The sequence below is a fragment of the Marnyiella aurantia genome (assembly GCF_014041915.1).
GTDB classification, from domain to species: domain Bacteria; phylum Bacteroidota; class Bacteroidia; order Flavobacteriales; family Weeksellaceae; genus Marnyiella; species Marnyiella aurantia.
Window position 1 is genome coordinate 1,931,137 of the sequence record NZ_CP059472.1, and the last position, 14,656, is coordinate 1,945,792.

A 14,656-nucleotide genomic window follows, 5' to 3' on the forward strand; every position below is an offset into this window, starting at 1 on the left:
TATATGGTTATAGTAACGCTGCAGCGCGATAAATGTATTGGTTGTAACTACTGTGCTGAATTTGCGCCCGATTTTTTCCGGATGTCGCGAAAGGACGGCAAATCAGTTTTGTTAAAATCGGCCGATAAAAAAGGTTTTTTCACCTTGAAAACTCCGTCTGCGGAAGCTTATGAACCTTGCGATAAGGCCGCACGTGCATGTCCGGTGAATATTATTTCTGTGAAAATAACTTAGAGATGACCAAGAGGGAACTACGGAGTCTTTATCTGGAGAAACGCAAAGAACTTTCGAAAGAAGAAGTTATTACGGCCTCTGAGCGCATTTTTAGGAGGTTCCTGAGCAATTTTTTTGTGGAGAAGAATCAGAAAATCCATTTATTTCTGAGTATCGAGAAATTTAATGAGGTCAACACGCTGCCGTTCATTAAGTATTTGCAGGAAAAGGAAGTGCGCATCTTCGTTCCTAAAATGTTGCAGGGTGACATTATTTCTGTTGAAATTCTTGAAGATACCATCCTTGCGAAAAACAGCTGGGGCATAATGGAACCGATATCTGATGAAGATTCTGGTGTTGTGGATTTTGATTATATCATTACACCTCTGTTGTACTGCGATCCTGCTGGTGGACGCGTGGGATATGGAAAAGGTTTCTACGACAGGTTTTTTGCCGGAATTAATGCTGAATGTAAAAAGGTCGGGGTGGGGTTCTTTAAACCCGAGCTATTTGTTGATGACTTAACAGAAGAAGATGTTTCGCTGGACTATCTGGTTACACCCGATGAAGTACTGTCCTTTAAAATTGGCTGCTGATAAAAGTTCAGGAAGTAAAACTTAAATTCTTTCTTGAATCTGATTTCAGCAGGTACCAGGACATATTGAGCTTCCCGCGCAAATGTGCCGACTGGAAGGTTATTTCTGTCATAATACTGTACATCAAAGCGTGCAAAGTTTAATGTGTCCTTTTTAAAATAGCGCTCAGTAACCTCAAAACTACCTATTCTGGCATTTCCAACCTGAAGACTGTCCAGTTCATTGAGCAAATTTCTTACGGTAAGAGAGTCGGGTTTATAAAAGTAGCCCAGGATCTGATTATACAGCGCCGAATCAATATCTGTATCCTGCTTACCTGCCTTATACAGGATGGAAAGTTCCAGAACTTCACGGACTTTTTGTTTCGTAATCTTATTTATGGCTTGTGCGCTGTCCATCTTCGTTGATGGATAGCTGGATTTATTGGTATTGTATTTTACCTGCTCCAGTGACAGGTTGGGCGTTTCCTTCTTGCAGGCAAATACAGCTGAAAGCAGTACGAATATTAATATGAGCCTAGTTATTTTCCTCATCTTCATTTATTTTAAATTTGATGGATACGATTTTTCCCTTTTCCCTTTTCATCTCTATTACAGACAGGTTCCTCAGTGAGGTTGTAGGTGTTGTTACAAGGGTTATGTATTTCTGTTTATCTAACGTCTCGATGCCATACAGATCACTGTCATACACCTGGTAGATCACCGCATTGTCACTTATGCGGCTTTCCAGTTCGTTCCTTTTCTGTTTTATAAGCGATAGCGCTTCATCAGGATTGCCTGAAATATCTTTCTTGGAAAAGTAATAGACCGCCATTTTATAATCGTCCGGTTTGAGTTCAATGTTTTCTTCCAGCGGCGCGGTTTCCAGGTTCCTGTTCACATTCAGATTTTCATAAAACGGAGAACTTATTTCCATTCGGAGCACTTTATCTTTCGTAGAATAATTAAAACATTCTCCGGGCTGGATCCTGTACATAATTGGAGATTCATTTTCTTTAATGACCTTGATCTCCAGCATGTTCTGTATTACTGCATTTCTGTCGGCATCAGAGAAGCAGTAACTGTAAGTTTTATCAAAAAGTTTATCGCCGAACCCCAGGTAACCAACAAGTAAAGTGAGGAGTAGTGTAGCAAATCCTAAGAGATATCTTTTTAATGATTTCCTTTTCGGTTTCTGTTCGGTATCATACGTCTCAAACGGTGGTCTTATTTCGTTAACAGGTTGATATTCAGTATTTGTATTTTGTAAAACAGGTTTTTCTTCTATTTCGGTGCTTACTTCAGGGAAGGATGTACGAGCAATTCCTCCATTTCCTGTTTTAACAGCAGATTTGCTTTTTGGATCTTCCTGCAATTCCTGTGTAAGAGTTTCTTCCGACAAAATTTCCTGTAGACCGGAATTTTTTCTGAAGTCATGCCACGAAACAAAACCCGCATAAATACTCAGTAGATTCAGCATATCTATACGCGGAAGTTTGGTGGCGGGCACGTTCTTGAAATAGGTATAGAAGGTCTTTTCGCTGATGTTCCCCTTGGCTATTTGCCGTAAATCTTCCTGGAAGTATATGATATCAATCCCCTTCCACTTAGAAATATCTTCGTGAGAAGGAGTGTGATTCTTTAGGTACTGAGCTTGCACAGCAAGTTTCAGATGCTCAAAATGCAATAAATCTAAATTTGACAATCTTTTTATTTTGAGTTAAGAGGCTGATAATCAGTGTTGGTAATTTGTAAAACCTTTTTACAAAGATAATACAATTAATTTTCTATAACAACTTTATCGCTGCATATACCTTTGTACTGTTGAAAATGTATGATTGGCTCATTTCCTTTTTGACGGTGTGTAAATTTAGACAACAAATCAACTTAATATTATAAACTTATGAAAAATTCATTCCTGATCGCTGGTATTGCTGCTTTAGCTTTAATCGCATGTGATAAAAAAGAAACTGTAGATACTACCAACTCCGCTGACTCAATGGCTGTAGTAGCAACTGATTCTGCTTCTATGGTTGCTGACTCCGCTGTTGAAGTAATTGATTCCGCTGCTGCGGTTACTGTAGATGCTGCCGCTGATGCTGCTTCTGCTACCACTTCCAAAGGTGCTGCTGTTGCCAAGGATGCTGCTGCTGGTGCTGCTGACGCTGCAAAAGGTGCTGCTGATGCTGCTGCTGGTGCTGCAAAAGATGCGAAAGACGCAGTTAAGGAAGCAACTAAGTAATCAGAATAAAAAAAACATTTTAAGCTTAAATAATTAGGTTTGAAATTTAAAAATTATGTGTACTTTTGCACGCATTAAAAAAACAACAATTAATTAATTTAAATATACATTATGAAAAAGTCATTATTCGTAGCTGCATTCGCTACTTTAGCTCTAGTTGCTTGTAAGAAAACTGAAACTGTAGATACTACAGGTGCTGATTCAACTGTTGTTGAAATGGATTCTACAGCTATCATCACTGATACTGCAGTAGTAGTTGCTGATTCTGCAGCTATCGTTGCTCCAGAAGCTACTGTAACTGATTCTGCTGCTGTAACTAACTAATAGTTTACACAACGGACAAGTTAACCGTTCCTTTTGGGGAACGGTTTTTTTATGCCATTTTTTCCAGGTTTTGCCTCAGGATTTCATAGCAGGTTATTGCAACCGCATTACTGAGGTTCAGTGAATCTATACTTCCGGACATCGGTATAAGCGTGTTCTTTCCTTTGTCATTCCAAAATGAACTTAATCCGGAATGCTCAGTGCCGAAGGCAAGTGCGGCACGGCCGCTAAGGTCCTGTGTATGCAGGTTTTTTGCGGTAGCGTCCATAAGCGTGGTGTATATCTTGTATCTGTGTTCAATGAGGAATCTGTAAATCTCCTCGTTGTCCGTCTGGAAAACATTCATCCCGAACAGACAGCCTACACTGGAACGGATCACATTAGGATTGTAGATATCCAGTTTAGGATCCGCAATAAGTAGTGCATCAATGCCGAAAGCTTCGCAGCTTCTTAATATTGCGCCTAGATTACCGGGTTTTTCCAGGGACTCCACGATGATAATTGAAGAGTTGGCTGAAGGTGTAAATGCCTGCAGACTGTTTTCTTGCTCCCTGTAAAGGCCAATAATACCTTCCGTCTTACCTCGGTAGGCTAGTTTTTCATATACCTTTGCAGATACAGGATATACTTGACCCGTGGGAAGGTCATCCTCATAGATACCTTCGGCGATATAGAACTCCTCCGGTTCAAAACCGAACCGCATCGCTCTGTCATTTTCCTGTTTCCCTTCCACCACAAACAGTCCGGATTTTTTACGGAACCGGTTGTCGGTTATCATTCGGGTAAGTCTCTTTATTCTTTCGTTCTGAAGGCTCTCAATCATTTTCGTTATTGTTTTCTGTGAATGCCAAGTCTGAGCCTTCTACAGTGGCTCCTTCCAGCAGTTGCGCAGGCAGGCTTTTCTTGGGTTTTGCGCCCAATTGTCTAAGTTTATCTGTAGAACGGATCAGATTACCGTTCCCGGTTGAAAGTTTTTTCATAGCACTTTCATAGTCTGTTTTCGCACTTTCTATTTTCTTGCCCACATTCAGCAGGTCGGTCACAAATCCTTCAAACTTATCGTAAAGTGCCGCGGCCTGCCGTGCGATTTCTTCAGCATTCCTGTTCTGGTCCGCGCGCTTCCAAACATCAGATATAAGTTTAAGGTATGCGATCAGGTTGGTTGGACTTAACAGAATAATATGTTTATGGTAAGCGTAGTTCCATAGTTGCTGATCATGCTGAACGGCCGTAAGGAATGCCGGTTCCACAGGAATAAACATTATTGTAAAATCCAGTGCTTCTTTTAAGTTATCATAGCGTTTATTTGCTAGGGTATCTACATGCTTTTTAATAGCTGCCAGGTGCAGATTCAGATTCAGCTGCCTGTTTTCGTCGGTCTCTGCGGAGCACATTCTTTCATAGGCATTCAGAGAAACTTTGGAGTCAATGATGACAATCTGATTTCCGGGAAGTTTCAGTATAAAATCCGGGCGCTGGCTTTCGCCGGTTTCAGTTTTTATATGATATTGTGAATAATATTCCCTGTCTTTGCAAAGGCCCGAATCTTCCAGTATCCTCTCCAGAATCATTTCGCCCCAGTTGCCCTGGGTCTTGGTCTGACCTTTCAGCGCTGCTGCAAGGTTGTTGGCTTCCTGGCTCACCTTGGATGTTTGCTCCAGCATGAGTTTGATGGTACTGTTTAGTGAAAACCTTTCGCGGGCCTCATTCTCATATACTTCATTGACCCTTTTTTTAAATGTTTCGAGATTCTCGCCCAGAGGTTTCAGCAATACGTCCAGATTCTCTTTGTTAGCATCGGTGAACTTTTTGGATTTCTCTTCAAGTATTTCATTGGCCAAATTCTTAAACTCATTCTTTGCTGTTTCCTGGATTTTCTCAATCTCGTCTTTCTGATTGGCCAGTGATTGCAGAAGGCTGTCATTATTTGCCGCCAGTTCTGCATTTTTGCCAAATAATTTCTGCTTTTCGTGGAAAAGCTGATCAATCTGTTGGTTGAGTTTGACATGGATTTCCCGCAGTTCCACATACTGGTTACTGATGCTTGTAAGTTCCGCTGTTACAGTTGCCAAGTTTTCCCTAAGAGTGTAGCTTTCTTCGGTAAGTTTCTGGTTGAACAGCTTTTCTGTCTGTAATGCATTGGCTGCTTCATGAATTTTCTGCTCGGAATTCTGTAATTCGGTTTGAGTACGGATGAATTTCTGGTTAAGTTCATCGTTGGCCAACCTTGATACGTGCGTCGATTTCAACATGAAATAGACAAAGGCAGCACCTGAGGCGGCGCCGAAGATAAGACCAGCAATTAATGAAATGATTTCCATTTTCCAAAAATATAAAGAAAAATGGGTATTTGGCATAGTCCTAAAGCCTTTCTTCAGACTTCTGTGGCAGACAGGACATCAATGTTTCCTGCTACGTCGCTGCTTTCACATTCTTTCAGTTTTGCCAGGATTTGCTTCGGAGTTCGTGGTGAAACTATAATATTTGTTGCAATTTGCGCTGCGGCGTTATCCACCATACGGATTAGCGGCGGCCGGATAAACGATGAGGCATGAGACAGGACAGAGGCTGTGGCCCAGGAAGTCTGTCGCGCCTTTGATATTGCAAAATCCAACAACAAGTTGTCATTGCCATTGGAGAGTTGGTCTATTACACCAACAGGATAGCAGATTTCACTTATTGATTCCTGCACTTTTTGGTTAATTTTTGAAATGATTTCATTGATCATAGCGAAATCATTTTTGAGCGGATTAATTTTTCGGTACGGCATAATTGAGGCTGCGGCAACACCTAAATCAAGATTGATGTGTGCATTGATTCCCAAAAGAATATGCTGCAGGATGAGCAAACGGGGGTTTTTGGCTGCTTCAAAAGCCGCATACCACGAATTACTGCATTTCTGACCATTTTCGTATTGCTCCAGGGCCTCGAAGTATCGGCCGGCGAATGCAATATCCAAATTTACCATACGGTGCCCGTTTTCAAATTTATTCTGCTGAACACCCTTCAGCACGGCCAGTGTCATACTTCTGTACGTGCAGGCAAAATAGCCGTTTGGACTTTTGTTCTTTTGGCATCGGGCAATGATTGCATCCAGTTTTTGGATTACCTGCTCTATTGATGTGAAATTACTCATGACACTAAGTATTATAATGAAAAGTAACGTCCTATTTATGCTCAGATTTTTTTGGCTAAGGATTTTCTTTTGAAATCTTCTTATGGTACTTCAAATGCATGGGCAGTGCCGCAGAGCCGTACCAGGGCAGGATTTCAACATTAAAGATACCAGCCTTAACGGTTGGGTCATTTTGCAGAATCTCCATTGCTTCAGTTTCAGTTTTTACGTCAAGTAGAAATATGCCCCTGTAGTTCAGGCTGTTTTTAGTTGCAAATGGGCCTGCCATCTTCAATTTACCTGTTTTTTCCATTTCGGTCATATTTGAAAAGTGACCTTTAAACAGTTCTTCCCGCTTTTTTTTGTCGGTAATGACCGCATCCTGAGACCCTGTTTTCAGGATTACCAGCATATACGTCCGCATCCCTCTTTCATCAGCACCCAATGAATCTGCCAGCTTCTGATTAAATGTGTCGGCAGAAGTGATTTCCGGGGGTGGGCCACCAGCGATTCCCGGAGATCCGGGTGCGCCGGGTTGTCCGTTCTGACCTTTTGTATAAACGGTGCAGGATGATAGTGAAACTCCTAAAGCGAATGCCAGCAAGACTGTTGTTTTCATAATTATTATCAATTTTTGATTACTGCTTTACTCCCAGGAATTCCTTTGCCAACTGAATCATGTGCGTATCGCCGGTATGTTTCCCGGGTTCATCGGACAATTTAACCGTCGGGATCCAGTCACCGCTGTGGGATTTTACATCTATGAGTTTCATTACGATGTTCATCGGTTTCACACCGGCATCATTGGTCAGGTTGGTGCCAATACCAAACGAGATTCCAATCTTACCTTTACATGCACTGGTTATCTGAGCAACTTTTGCAAGATCAAGCCCATCTGAAAAAATTATATATTTAAACAGGGGGTCTATTCCATGTGCCTTATAATGTGCTATCGTCTTTTCGGCGAATTCAATAGGATCGCCGCTGTCATGCCGTACGCCGTCAAAAAGTTTTGCAAATTTCCTATCGAACTGATTGAAGAAAACCTCAGTGGTATAGGTATCTGAGAGTGCTACACCCAGGTCGCCGCGGTATACATCCACCCAGTGTTCCAGTGAAATGGCGTTGGCCATCTTGAAACCGTACTCGGCAGCATGAAACATAAACCACTCGTGGGCGTGGGTGCCAATAGGCTTAACGCCATATTTCATTGCGAAATGCACATTGGATGACCCGGTGAAACCGCTGTTGCTGTTACGCGTAAGTGCCTCCATCACCAGATCGTGAACTTTGTACGAATGCCGGCGCCGGGTACCGAATTCGGCATACCTGACCTGCAGTGCTTCCAGGCCCTCAACTTTCAGCAGCGCTTTTTGCTGCACTGTTTTATCATCCTCACGCTGCAAATTATTCATTTCATAGTGCAGTTCGGAAATAAGTGCCAGCAGCGGAACCTCCCAGAGGATGGTCCGGTACCATTCGCCTTCCACAGTAACATGCAGATCACTGCCCTGCTGTGATATATGCACCTCAGAAGGATCGTAATGGTAACCGCCAAGGAAATCGAGGTAGGGTAGGTCCAGATAAGGACAGGTAATACGCAAGTATTCTTTTTCGTCCCTGGTTAATTTCAGTTCAGCCATGGCATCCACTGCCTTTCGGAGTTCCGAGTCAAAACCTTCAGGGAAGTGATGTTTGCCACGGTTAATGAAGTGGTAACGTACCTTTTCGTTTGGAAAAAGTTTTACCACCGCATTCTGCATAGTTATTTTATAAAAGTCATTATCAAGAATAGAGCGCAGCCGTACAAAATTCATTTTTCAGTATATATAAACAAATGTAGATATTCCAAAGAAAAATCGCCCTGTAAGAAGGCGATTTTTATCTTTAGTTTGGTTTATATACTATTTTCCGAGGAATGAGTTGTACATCCACACTTCTTTTTCCTGCTCCGTAATATAATCGCTCATCTGCGAATTGGTACCTTCATCTTCTGCTTTGTCCGTCATATCCAGAAGTTCCCGTTGCAAATCTATCAGGATTTTGAAAGATGCCAGGATGTTTTCCACGCATCTGCGGCCATCAGACACTTCCTTGCTTTCTTTAATAGCTGAGACTGTAAGGTAATCTGAGTAATTGTGGTTTGGAGTGGCACCAAGAGTAAGTATCCTTTCGGCAATTTCATCAATCTTCAGCACCAAATTGTCATAAAGTTCTTCAAATTTAGGGTGTAAAGTGAAGAAGTCCCCTCCTTTTATATTCCAGTGTGCACCTCTGGTATTTTGATAAAAAACGGAATAGTTAGCCAACAGTTCATTAAGTTTTTCAGCGATAGGATTTAGGTCGGTTTTTTCCAACCCGATAATGTCAGGATTGTCCATAATATGTCTTTTTAAAAATTTTTGATGTAAAGAGTGGATACAAATTCCATGCTAATTGCATTTTGAGACCCTTTGCGTGCGCAAAAGAAAACGGGAAGTTCTAAACACTTTATCGCCTTCCTTAAAGGGATAAGCGAGGGTATATGTTAATTAGGACTATTACAAAATGTAATTAATTATAAATCAGTGCTTGTAGGTTGAATAATTATTTCTATTTTTGCACCCTAAAATAAAAAGCAATTAAATGCCTACTATTCAACAATTAGTAAGAAAAGGAAGAGCCACGCTTGCCAAGAAGAGCAAATCGGCTGCCCTTGATTCTTGTCCACAAAGACGCGGTGTTTGTACGAGAGTATACACCACTACCCCAAAGAAACCTAACTCTGCACTTAGAAAAGTGGCAAGGGTAAGACTTTCCAACGGGAAGGAGATCAACGCCTACATCCCGGGCGAAGGACATAATCTTCAGGAGCACTCGATAGTATTGGTAAGAGGCGGAAGGGTGAAAGACCTACCGGGAGTACGTTATCACATTGTAAGAGGTGCTTTAGACACTGCAGGTGTGAGTGGAAGAACTCAGAGAAGATCCAAGTACGGAGCTAAGAGACCAAAACCAGGTCAGGCAGCTGCTGCACCAGCAAAAGGTAAAAAGAAGTAATCATTAAAGTTTAAGGTACAGAACAATGAGAAAAACGAAAGCAAAAAAAAGACCGTTGTTACCGGATCCACAATTTAATGATCAACTGGTAACAAGATTTGTAAATAACCTGATGCTTGACGGTAAGAAGTCAATCGCATTCAAAATTTTCTACGATGCTCTTGAGCTTGTAGAAGCAAAAAAAGGAGAAACTGAAAAGACTGCCCTTGAAATCTGGAAAGATGCGCTTACGAACGTTATGCCTCACGTAGAGGTTCGTTCCAGGAGAATCGGTGGTGCTAACTTTCAGATTCCAATGCCAATCAGAGCCGACAGAAAAATTTCTATGGCAATGAAATGGTTAATTAAGTACTCTAAAGCAAGAAATGATAAGTCTATGGCTCAAAAGCTTGCGGCTGAAGTTATTGCTGCTTCCAGAGAAGAAGGTGCTGCTTATAAGAAGAAAACAGACACTCACAGAATGGCTGAAGCAAACAAAGCATTTTCACACTTTAAATTCTAATCTGAAATGGCAAGAGATCTTAAACTAACAAGAAACATCGGTATCGCTGCTCACATTGATGCAGGGAAAACCACCACTACAGAAAGGATTTTATTTTATTCCGGTAAGAACCATAAGATTGGGGAAACTCACGAAGGTGGTGCTACTACCGACTGGATGGAGCAGGAAGCTGAAAGAGGGATTACTATTACATCTGCAGCAGTAACTGTAGACTGGAAATTCCCAACTGAGCAGGGTAAACCCCTTCCTGATGCCAAGAATTATCATTTCAATATTATCGATACCCCCGGACACGTGGATTTTACCGTTGAGGTAAACCGTTCACTTCGTGTTCTGGATGGACTTGTGTTCCTTTTCTCTGCTGTAGACGGTGTTGAGCCTCAGTCTGAGACTAACTGGAGACTTGCAGATAATTACAAGGTTGCACGTATGGGCTTTGTAAACAAAATGGACCGTCAGGGAGCTGACTTCCTGAATGTTTGTAAGCAGGTGAAGGAAATGCTTGGTTCCAATGCCGTTCCTATCGTACTTCCTATCGGTGATGAAGCAGATTTTAAAGGTGTTGTAGATTTGGTTAAAAACCGTGCTATCGTATGGCATGATGATAACCACGGTTCTACTTTCGACATCGTTGATATTCCAGCTGAAATGGCTGATGAGGTGAAGCAGTTCAGAGCTCAGCTTATTGAAGAGATTGCAGCATATGATGAGAACCTTCTGGAGAAGTTTATGGAAGACGAAAATTCCATTACTGAAGAAGAAGTTCACACAGCCCTTAGAGCAGCAACATTGGATATGAGTATTATCCCGATGACATGCGGTTCTTCATTTAAAAATAAAGGTGTACAGTTCATGCTGGATGCTGTTTGCCGTTACCTTCCTTCGCCGATGGATAAGGAAGCAATTGACGGTACAGACCCAAGAACAGACGAGCCTATTTCAAGAAAGCCTTCAGTTACTGAACCTTTTGCGGCATTGGCGTTTAAGATTGCTACCGATCCTTTCGTAGGAAGACTGGCATTCTTCAGAGCTTATTCAGGTAGACTGGATGCAGGTTCTTATGTTCTTAATACAAGATCCAACAGTAAAGAAAGAATCTCCCGTATCTTCCAGATGCATGCTAACAAGCAGGAGCCGATTGATTTTATTGAAGCTGGAGACATTGGTGCAGCTGTAGGTTTTAAATCTATCAAAACAGGAGATACCCTGTGCGATGAGAAGCATCCAATCGTTCTTGAATCTATGGTTTTCCCGGATCCGGTAATTGGTATCGCGGTGGAGCCTAAGACAAAAGCTGACCAGGATAAAATGGGTAATGCCTTGGCTAAGCTGGCTGAAGAAGATCCTACTTTCCAGGTTAAAACTGACGAAGCTTCAGGACAGACTATCATCTCCGGTATGGGTGAACTTCACCTGGATATTATTGTGGACCGTATGAGAAGAGAGTTCAAGGTTGAAGTTAACCAGGGACAGCCTCAGGTGGAGTACAAAGAAAACCTTACAATGTCCGCAAACCACAGAGAGGTTTACAAAAAGCAATCCGGTGGTCGTGGTAAATTTGCAGATATCGTGTTTGAATTGGCTCCGGCTGATGACAACAAACCAGGTCTGGAATTCATCAACGAAATTAAAGGGGGTAACATTCCTAAGGAATTTATTCCATCCGTTGAAAAAGGTTTCAGAGAAGCCATGAAGAATGGTCCTCTGGCTGGATTTGAAGTTGAAGGTATTAAAGTTACGCTTAAGGACGGATCCTTCCACGCGGTGGATTCTGACCAACTTTCTTTTGAACTTGCAGGTAAGCTTGGTTTCAAGGAAGCAGGTAAAAAAGCGAAGCCGGTTATCATGGAACCTATTATGAAGATTGAAGTGGTAACTCCTGAGGAGTACATGGGAGATATCGTAGGTGACCTTAACAAGAGACGTGGTACCGTGAATGGTATGGACGACAGAAACAACGCGAAAGTAATCAAAGGATTCGTTCCGCTTTCTGAAATGTTTGGATATGTTACAACGCTCAGAACACTTTCTTCAGGTAGAGCTACTTCTTCCATGGAGTTTGAAAAGTACGAAGCTGCCCCATCCAACGTTGCCGAAGAGATCATTGCCAAAGCGAAAGGTTAATCTTAAATTGTAATTAAAATGTCACAAAGAATCAGAATAAAATTAAAATCTTACGATTACAATTTGGTAGATAAATCTGCTGAGAAGATCGTAAAAACGGTAAAGGCTACCGGTGCTGTAGTAAACGGTCCGATCCCATTGCCTACGAACAAAAGAATCTTTACAGTTCTCCGTTCGCCTCACGTAAACAAGAAAGCAAGAGAGCAGTTCCAGCTTTCAGCCCACAAAAGGCTTATGGATATCTACTCCTCTTCTTCTAAAACTGTAGATGCCCTAATGAAATTAGAGCTTCCTTCAGGAGTTGACGTAGAAATTAAAGTGTGATAAATAGCGGTAAGCTTTAGGCGTTATGCTATAAGCTTCAGCAAAAATCTATTACAGTTCCGTACTCTGAACTAAGTTGAAGAGTGCTATAATAACGAATCCGTTTCCTTTGGGAGGCGGATTTTTTTTTAAGAAAACAATTGATAATTATAGCATAATGTATTTAGAATTAGTATAAGTATGGCAAAAATATGAGTTTATTAATAAAATACTTGCATAGTTTTAGTTTTAGTTTTAGTTTTAGTTTCGTGATACATTAACAAACAAAAACAATGTATTATGAAAAAATTATTATTTTTAGTGGCCTTAGGAACTATGGGTTTAATGACCGCAACTGAGGTGTCTAAAGGGAATTCTGCTCCTTCGCCAACTGCTATAGAGTGTATCTCGTACTCGATGTATGTGTGGTGTACTGATGAAATGGTACCTGATACCGTGTGTTATGGTCCAGGAACTGGTACGCCAACATTTCACGATGCAAGAGTGTGCATGATTAAAAACTCGCAACTAATGACCTATTATAGCTGTGGGAATGGGCCTGGGGCAGGTCAGCAGCCCCCCGGAACCACATTTCAGCCGTAATCTTTAGAAACACATTGAAATTTATGTATATTTTATGAAATATTGTCTTATCTTATCAGTACTACTCCATCTGAAGATGTACTCGCAGTTTTCCACATCTTCTTCTTCTATTTCACATTTGGAGGTGAATTATCTAGTTAAATTTCAGAGAGATACTGCTAACACCCAATCGTTATCCCAAGAAGTAGCCTCATTGCTCATTGGTGAGAAAACCTCGGTTTTTAAAAGTACTCAGAAGGTTATTTATGACTCTTTGACTCTTGCGGAGGTAGATAAAAGCATAAAAAATGCTGGAGGAGGGACGGTAATGTTAAATTTGCAAAATGTACCAAGTCCCAGAATCATATCAGAAGTATATAAGGATAGTGACCGTGTGTATATTTACGATGAAGTCTTGAAAACCGGATTTCTGTATCCTGTAGATGCGAAGCTTGATTGGAATATTTTAAACGAAACTAAGATTATTTCCGGTTATACTTGTCGACGTGCAGAGGTAACCTTTAATAGACGGTCTTATACAGCTTGGTTTACCGCAGACCTGCCTTTTAGTGAAGGTCCATATATTTTTAAAGGTTTACCTGGGCTTGTTCTAGAGGTGTCGGATTCTGCTAATTTGTATTCTTTCCAACTTGCGGGACTGAAGAAAGTGGTAAAACCAATCGTTGCACCCTCAGGAATAGAGACCACGCATACTAAGTTTTCAAAAGTAAGGTCCGATTTCATGGGGGATCCGGTCGGAGTTTTTGAAAGTCAAACAAAATTTAAAACCCCTTTTAAAGACCGTGATAGAATTATTAAGCTTCATCAAAGCAACAATAACTTTATATTTTAACCAATACGGCTGCCAGTTCAAGCATCGCAAGGCGTCTCACATCTCGGAAGCATAAAGCAAGAGAGCAGTTTCAGCTTTCAGCCCACAAAAGGCTTATGGATATCTATTCCTCTTCTTCTAAAACTGTAGATGCCCTAATGAAATTAGAGCTTCCTTCAGGAGTTGACGTAGAAATTAAAGTGTGATGATTTCGGTCTCTGATCGAAGTCGAAGAGCCGAAAAATAATAGCGAATCCGTTTCCTGTGGGAAGCGGATTTTTTTATTTACCTATTCCATCCTTCAAGGATTTCAAATCCTTGAAGGATTCTGGAAACAACCATGAATTGACGTAGAAATTAAAGTGTGATGATTTCGGTCTCTGATCGAAGTCGAAGAGCCGAAAAATAATAACGAATCCGTTTCCCGTGGGAAGTGGATTTTTTTGCTGTTTACTGGAGAAGTTATTAAAAGATTATTAAAAGAAGGTGGCGTTCTGCCTTATAATACATAGATTTGATTTACATATATACTACAGGTTTATGCAATACTCAACCAGTGAAATATTTATAATGGCCGTACTACTCTTGTATGTTCCTTTATTTGTATTTGTCGTTTACAAGATTATTTCTTCGGCAATTCAAAATGCTGTAAAGGTGACTTTGACCTTGCTGACCTTCCTGGTGCCGGTTATAGGAATGATATTTTCGATAGCATATCTGGGTCTTAAAGTGAGGGGCACCCGGCTTCAGGAAAATTAACATTTAGTGAAGTAACAAAAGATGATTATGCCGGCTTTGCAGTTAAC

At 41.1% G+C, this 14,656-nt stretch carries 19 protein-coding genes; 11 read left to right on the plus strand and 8 right to left on the minus strand.

Features of this window, described 5'->3' with window-relative positions:
• Positions 1–3: 3 nt before the first annotated feature.
• Together H1R16_RS08885 and H1R16_RS08890 are read left to right on the plus strand one after the other, a co-directional pair.
• On the plus strand, positions 4–234 hold the full coding sequence (locus H1R16_RS08885) for a ferredoxin (protein WP_181886934.1): 231 nt from the start codon (positions 4–6) through the stop codon (positions 232–234).
• A gap of 2 nt (positions 235–236) precedes the next feature.
• Entirely contained in the window at positions 237–809 is a 573-nt protein-coding gene (locus H1R16_RS08890; protein ID WP_181886933.1) for a 5-formyltetrahydrofolate cyclo-ligase, read from the plus strand.
• On the opposite strand, the gene H1R16_RS08895 is transcribed toward H1R16_RS08890, so the two are convergent.
• Both H1R16_RS08895 and H1R16_RS08900 read right to left on the minus strand, forming a co-directional pair.
• On the minus strand, positions 761–1,342 hold the full coding sequence (locus tag H1R16_RS08895) for a hypothetical protein (RefSeq protein WP_187350446.1): 582 nt from the start codon (positions 1,340–1,342) through the stop codon (positions 761–763). The two genes, H1R16_RS08890 and H1R16_RS08895, sit on opposite strands and share 49 nt — an antisense overlap.
• A complete protein-coding gene (locus tag H1R16_RS08900; protein ID WP_181886932.1) occupies positions 1,326–2,492 on the minus strand; it encodes a hypothetical protein in 1,167 nt (388 codons plus the stop codon). The genes H1R16_RS08895 and H1R16_RS08900 overlap by 17 nt, the downstream gene beginning before the upstream one ends.
• 198 nt (positions 2,493–2,690) lie before the next feature.
• On the opposite strand from H1R16_RS08900, the gene H1R16_RS08905 reads away from it, so the two are divergent.
• Entirely contained in the window at positions 2,691–3,029 is a 339-nt protein-coding gene (locus H1R16_RS08905) for a hypothetical protein (protein WP_181886931.1), read from the plus strand.
• Between the two features lie 111 nt (positions 3,030–3,140).
• Positions 3,141–3,353 (plus strand): hypothetical protein, encoded by a 213-nt coding sequence (locus tag H1R16_RS08910; RefSeq protein ID WP_181886930.1) that lies wholly within the window; start codon positions 3,141–3,143, stop codon positions 3,351–3,353.
• Positions 3,354–3,402: 49 nt separating this feature from the next.
• Here the strand turns inward: H1R16_RS08910 and H1R16_RS08915 are convergent, their stop codons facing one another.
• The 6 genes from H1R16_RS08915 to H1R16_RS08940 form a co-directional block, all read right to left on the minus strand.
• Positions 3,403–4,176 (minus strand): TrmH family RNA methyltransferase, encoded by a 774-nt coding sequence (locus H1R16_RS08915; protein WP_181886929.1) that lies wholly within the window; start codon positions 4,174–4,176, stop codon positions 3,403–3,405.
• Positions 4,169–5,674, minus strand: coding sequence for a DNA recombination protein RmuC (gene rmuC, locus H1R16_RS08920; RefSeq protein ID WP_181886928.1), 1,506 nt, complete (start codon positions 5,672–5,674; stop codon positions 4,169–4,171). The genes H1R16_RS08915 and rmuC overlap by 8 nt, the downstream gene beginning before the upstream one ends.
• Before the next feature lie 53 nt (positions 5,675–5,727).
• Positions 5,728–6,489 (minus strand): DUF5995 family protein, encoded by a 762-nt coding sequence (locus tag H1R16_RS08925; protein ID WP_181886927.1) that lies wholly within the window; start codon positions 6,487–6,489, stop codon positions 5,728–5,730.
• 55 nt (positions 6,490–6,544) lie between these two features.
• Positions 6,545–7,087 carry a YciI family protein gene (locus tag H1R16_RS08930; protein ID WP_181886926.1) on the minus strand — a complete coding sequence of 181 codons (543 nt, stop codon included), beginning with the start codon at positions 7,085–7,087 and terminating at the stop codon, positions 6,545–6,547.
• A 19-nt stretch (positions 7,088–7,106) separates the two neighbouring features.
• Positions 7,107–8,285, minus strand: a complete 1,179-nt coding sequence (pncB, locus tag H1R16_RS08935) for a nicotinate phosphoribosyltransferase (RefSeq protein ID WP_181886925.1) — start codon at positions 8,283–8,285, stop codon at positions 7,107–7,109.
• 87 nt (positions 8,286–8,372) lie between these two features.
• Entirely contained in the window at positions 8,373–8,849 is a 477-nt protein-coding gene (locus tag H1R16_RS08940) for a Dps family protein (RefSeq protein ID WP_181886924.1), read from the minus strand.
• Between the two features lie 244 nt (positions 8,850–9,093).
• Between H1R16_RS08940 and rpsL the strand changes: the two genes are divergently transcribed.
• From rpsL to H1R16_RS08975, 7 genes are all read left to right on the plus strand, one after another.
• Positions 9,094–9,507 (plus strand): 30S ribosomal protein S12, encoded by a 414-nt coding sequence (gene rpsL / locus H1R16_RS08945; RefSeq protein ID WP_158063215.1) that lies wholly within the window; start codon positions 9,094–9,096, stop codon positions 9,505–9,507.
• Positions 9,508–9,532: 25 nt separating this feature from the next.
• Complete coding sequence (gene rpsG, locus H1R16_RS08950) at positions 9,533–10,009, plus strand: 30S ribosomal protein S7 (RefSeq protein ID WP_181886923.1); 477 nt, start codon at positions 9,533–9,535, stop codon at positions 10,007–10,009.
• A 6-nt stretch (positions 10,010–10,015) separates the two neighbouring features.
• The gene (fusA, locus tag H1R16_RS08955; protein WP_181886922.1) at positions 10,016–12,133 is read left to right on the plus strand and encodes an elongation factor G; all 2,118 of its coding nucleotides are present in this window, start codon (positions 10,016–10,018) and stop codon (positions 12,131–12,133) included.
• A gap of 18 nt (positions 12,134–12,151) precedes the next feature.
• Complete coding sequence (gene rpsJ / locus H1R16_RS08960; protein WP_002661363.1) at positions 12,152–12,457, plus strand: 30S ribosomal protein S10; 306 nt, start codon at positions 12,152–12,154, stop codon at positions 12,455–12,457.
• A gap of 616 nt (positions 12,458–13,073) precedes the next feature.
• Entirely contained in the window at positions 13,074–13,871 is a 798-nt protein-coding gene (locus H1R16_RS08965; RefSeq protein WP_181886921.1) for a GLPGLI family protein, read from the plus strand.
• Complete coding sequence (locus H1R16_RS08970; protein WP_336242878.1) at positions 13,865–14,056, plus strand: 30S ribosomal protein S10; 192 nt, start codon at positions 13,865–13,867, stop codon at positions 14,054–14,056. Before H1R16_RS08965 ends, H1R16_RS08970 begins: the two co-directional genes overlap by 7 nt.
• Before the next feature lie 364 nt (positions 14,057–14,420).
• Complete coding sequence (locus tag H1R16_RS08975; RefSeq protein ID WP_181886920.1) at positions 14,421–14,609, plus strand: hypothetical protein; 189 nt, start codon at positions 14,421–14,423, stop codon at positions 14,607–14,609.
• Positions 14,610–14,656 lie beyond the last annotated feature (47 nt).

Excerpts from the sequence above, each read along its gene's own strand:
- H1R16_RS08885 (WP_181886934.1), top strand. The coding sequence starts at position 4 with ATGGTTATAGTAACGCTGCAGCGCGATAAATGTATTGGTTGTAACTAC.
- H1R16_RS08890 (WP_181886933.1), top strand. The coding sequence starts at position 237 with ATGACCAAGAGGGAACTACGGAGTCTTTATCTGGAGAAACGCAAAGAA.
- H1R16_RS08895 (WP_187350446.1), bottom strand. The coding sequence starts at position 1,342 with ATGAGGAAAATAACTAGGCTCATATTAATATTCGTACTGCTTTCAGCT.
- H1R16_RS08905 (WP_181886931.1), top strand. The coding sequence starts at position 2,691 with ATGAAAAATTCATTCCTGATCGCTGGTATTGCTGCTTTAGCTTTAATC.
- H1R16_RS08910 (WP_181886930.1), top strand. The coding sequence starts at position 3,141 with ATGAAAAAGTCATTATTCGTAGCTGCATTCGCTACTTTAGCTCTAGTT.
- H1R16_RS08915 (WP_181886929.1), bottom strand. The coding sequence starts at position 4,176 with ATGATTGAGAGCCTTCAGAACGAAAGAATAAAGAGACTTACCCGAATG.
- rmuC (WP_181886928.1), bottom strand. The coding sequence starts at position 5,674 with ATGGAAATCATTTCATTAATTGCTGGTCTTATCTTCGGCGCCGCCTCA.
- H1R16_RS08925 (WP_181886927.1), bottom strand. The coding sequence starts at position 6,489 with ATGAGTAATTTCACATCAATAGAGCAGGTAATCCAAAAACTGGATGCA.
- H1R16_RS08930 (WP_181886926.1), bottom strand. The coding sequence starts at position 7,087 with ATGAAAACAACAGTCTTGCTGGCATTCGCTTTAGGAGTTTCACTATCA.
- pncB (WP_181886925.1), bottom strand. The coding sequence starts at position 8,285 with ATGAATTTTGTACGGCTGCGCTCTATTCTTGATAATGACTTTTATAAA.
- H1R16_RS08940 (WP_181886924.1), bottom strand. The coding sequence starts at position 8,849 with ATGGACAATCCTGACATTATCGGGTTGGAAAAAACCGACCTAAATCCT.
- rpsL (WP_158063215.1), top strand. The coding sequence starts at position 9,094 with ATGCCTACTATTCAACAATTAGTAAGAAAAGGAAGAGCCACGCTTGCC.
- rpsG (WP_181886923.1), top strand. The coding sequence starts at position 9,533 with ATGAGAAAAACGAAAGCAAAAAAAAGACCGTTGTTACCGGATCCACAA.
- fusA (WP_181886922.1), top strand. The coding sequence starts at position 10,016 with ATGGCAAGAGATCTTAAACTAACAAGAAACATCGGTATCGCTGCTCAC.
- rpsJ (WP_002661363.1), top strand. The coding sequence starts at position 12,152 with ATGTCACAAAGAATCAGAATAAAATTAAAATCTTACGATTACAATTTG.
- H1R16_RS08965 (WP_181886921.1), top strand. The coding sequence starts at position 13,074 with ATGAAATATTGTCTTATCTTATCAGTACTACTCCATCTGAAGATGTAC.
- H1R16_RS08975 (WP_181886920.1), top strand. The coding sequence starts at position 14,421 with ATGGCCGTACTACTCTTGTATGTTCCTTTATTTGTATTTGTCGTTTAC.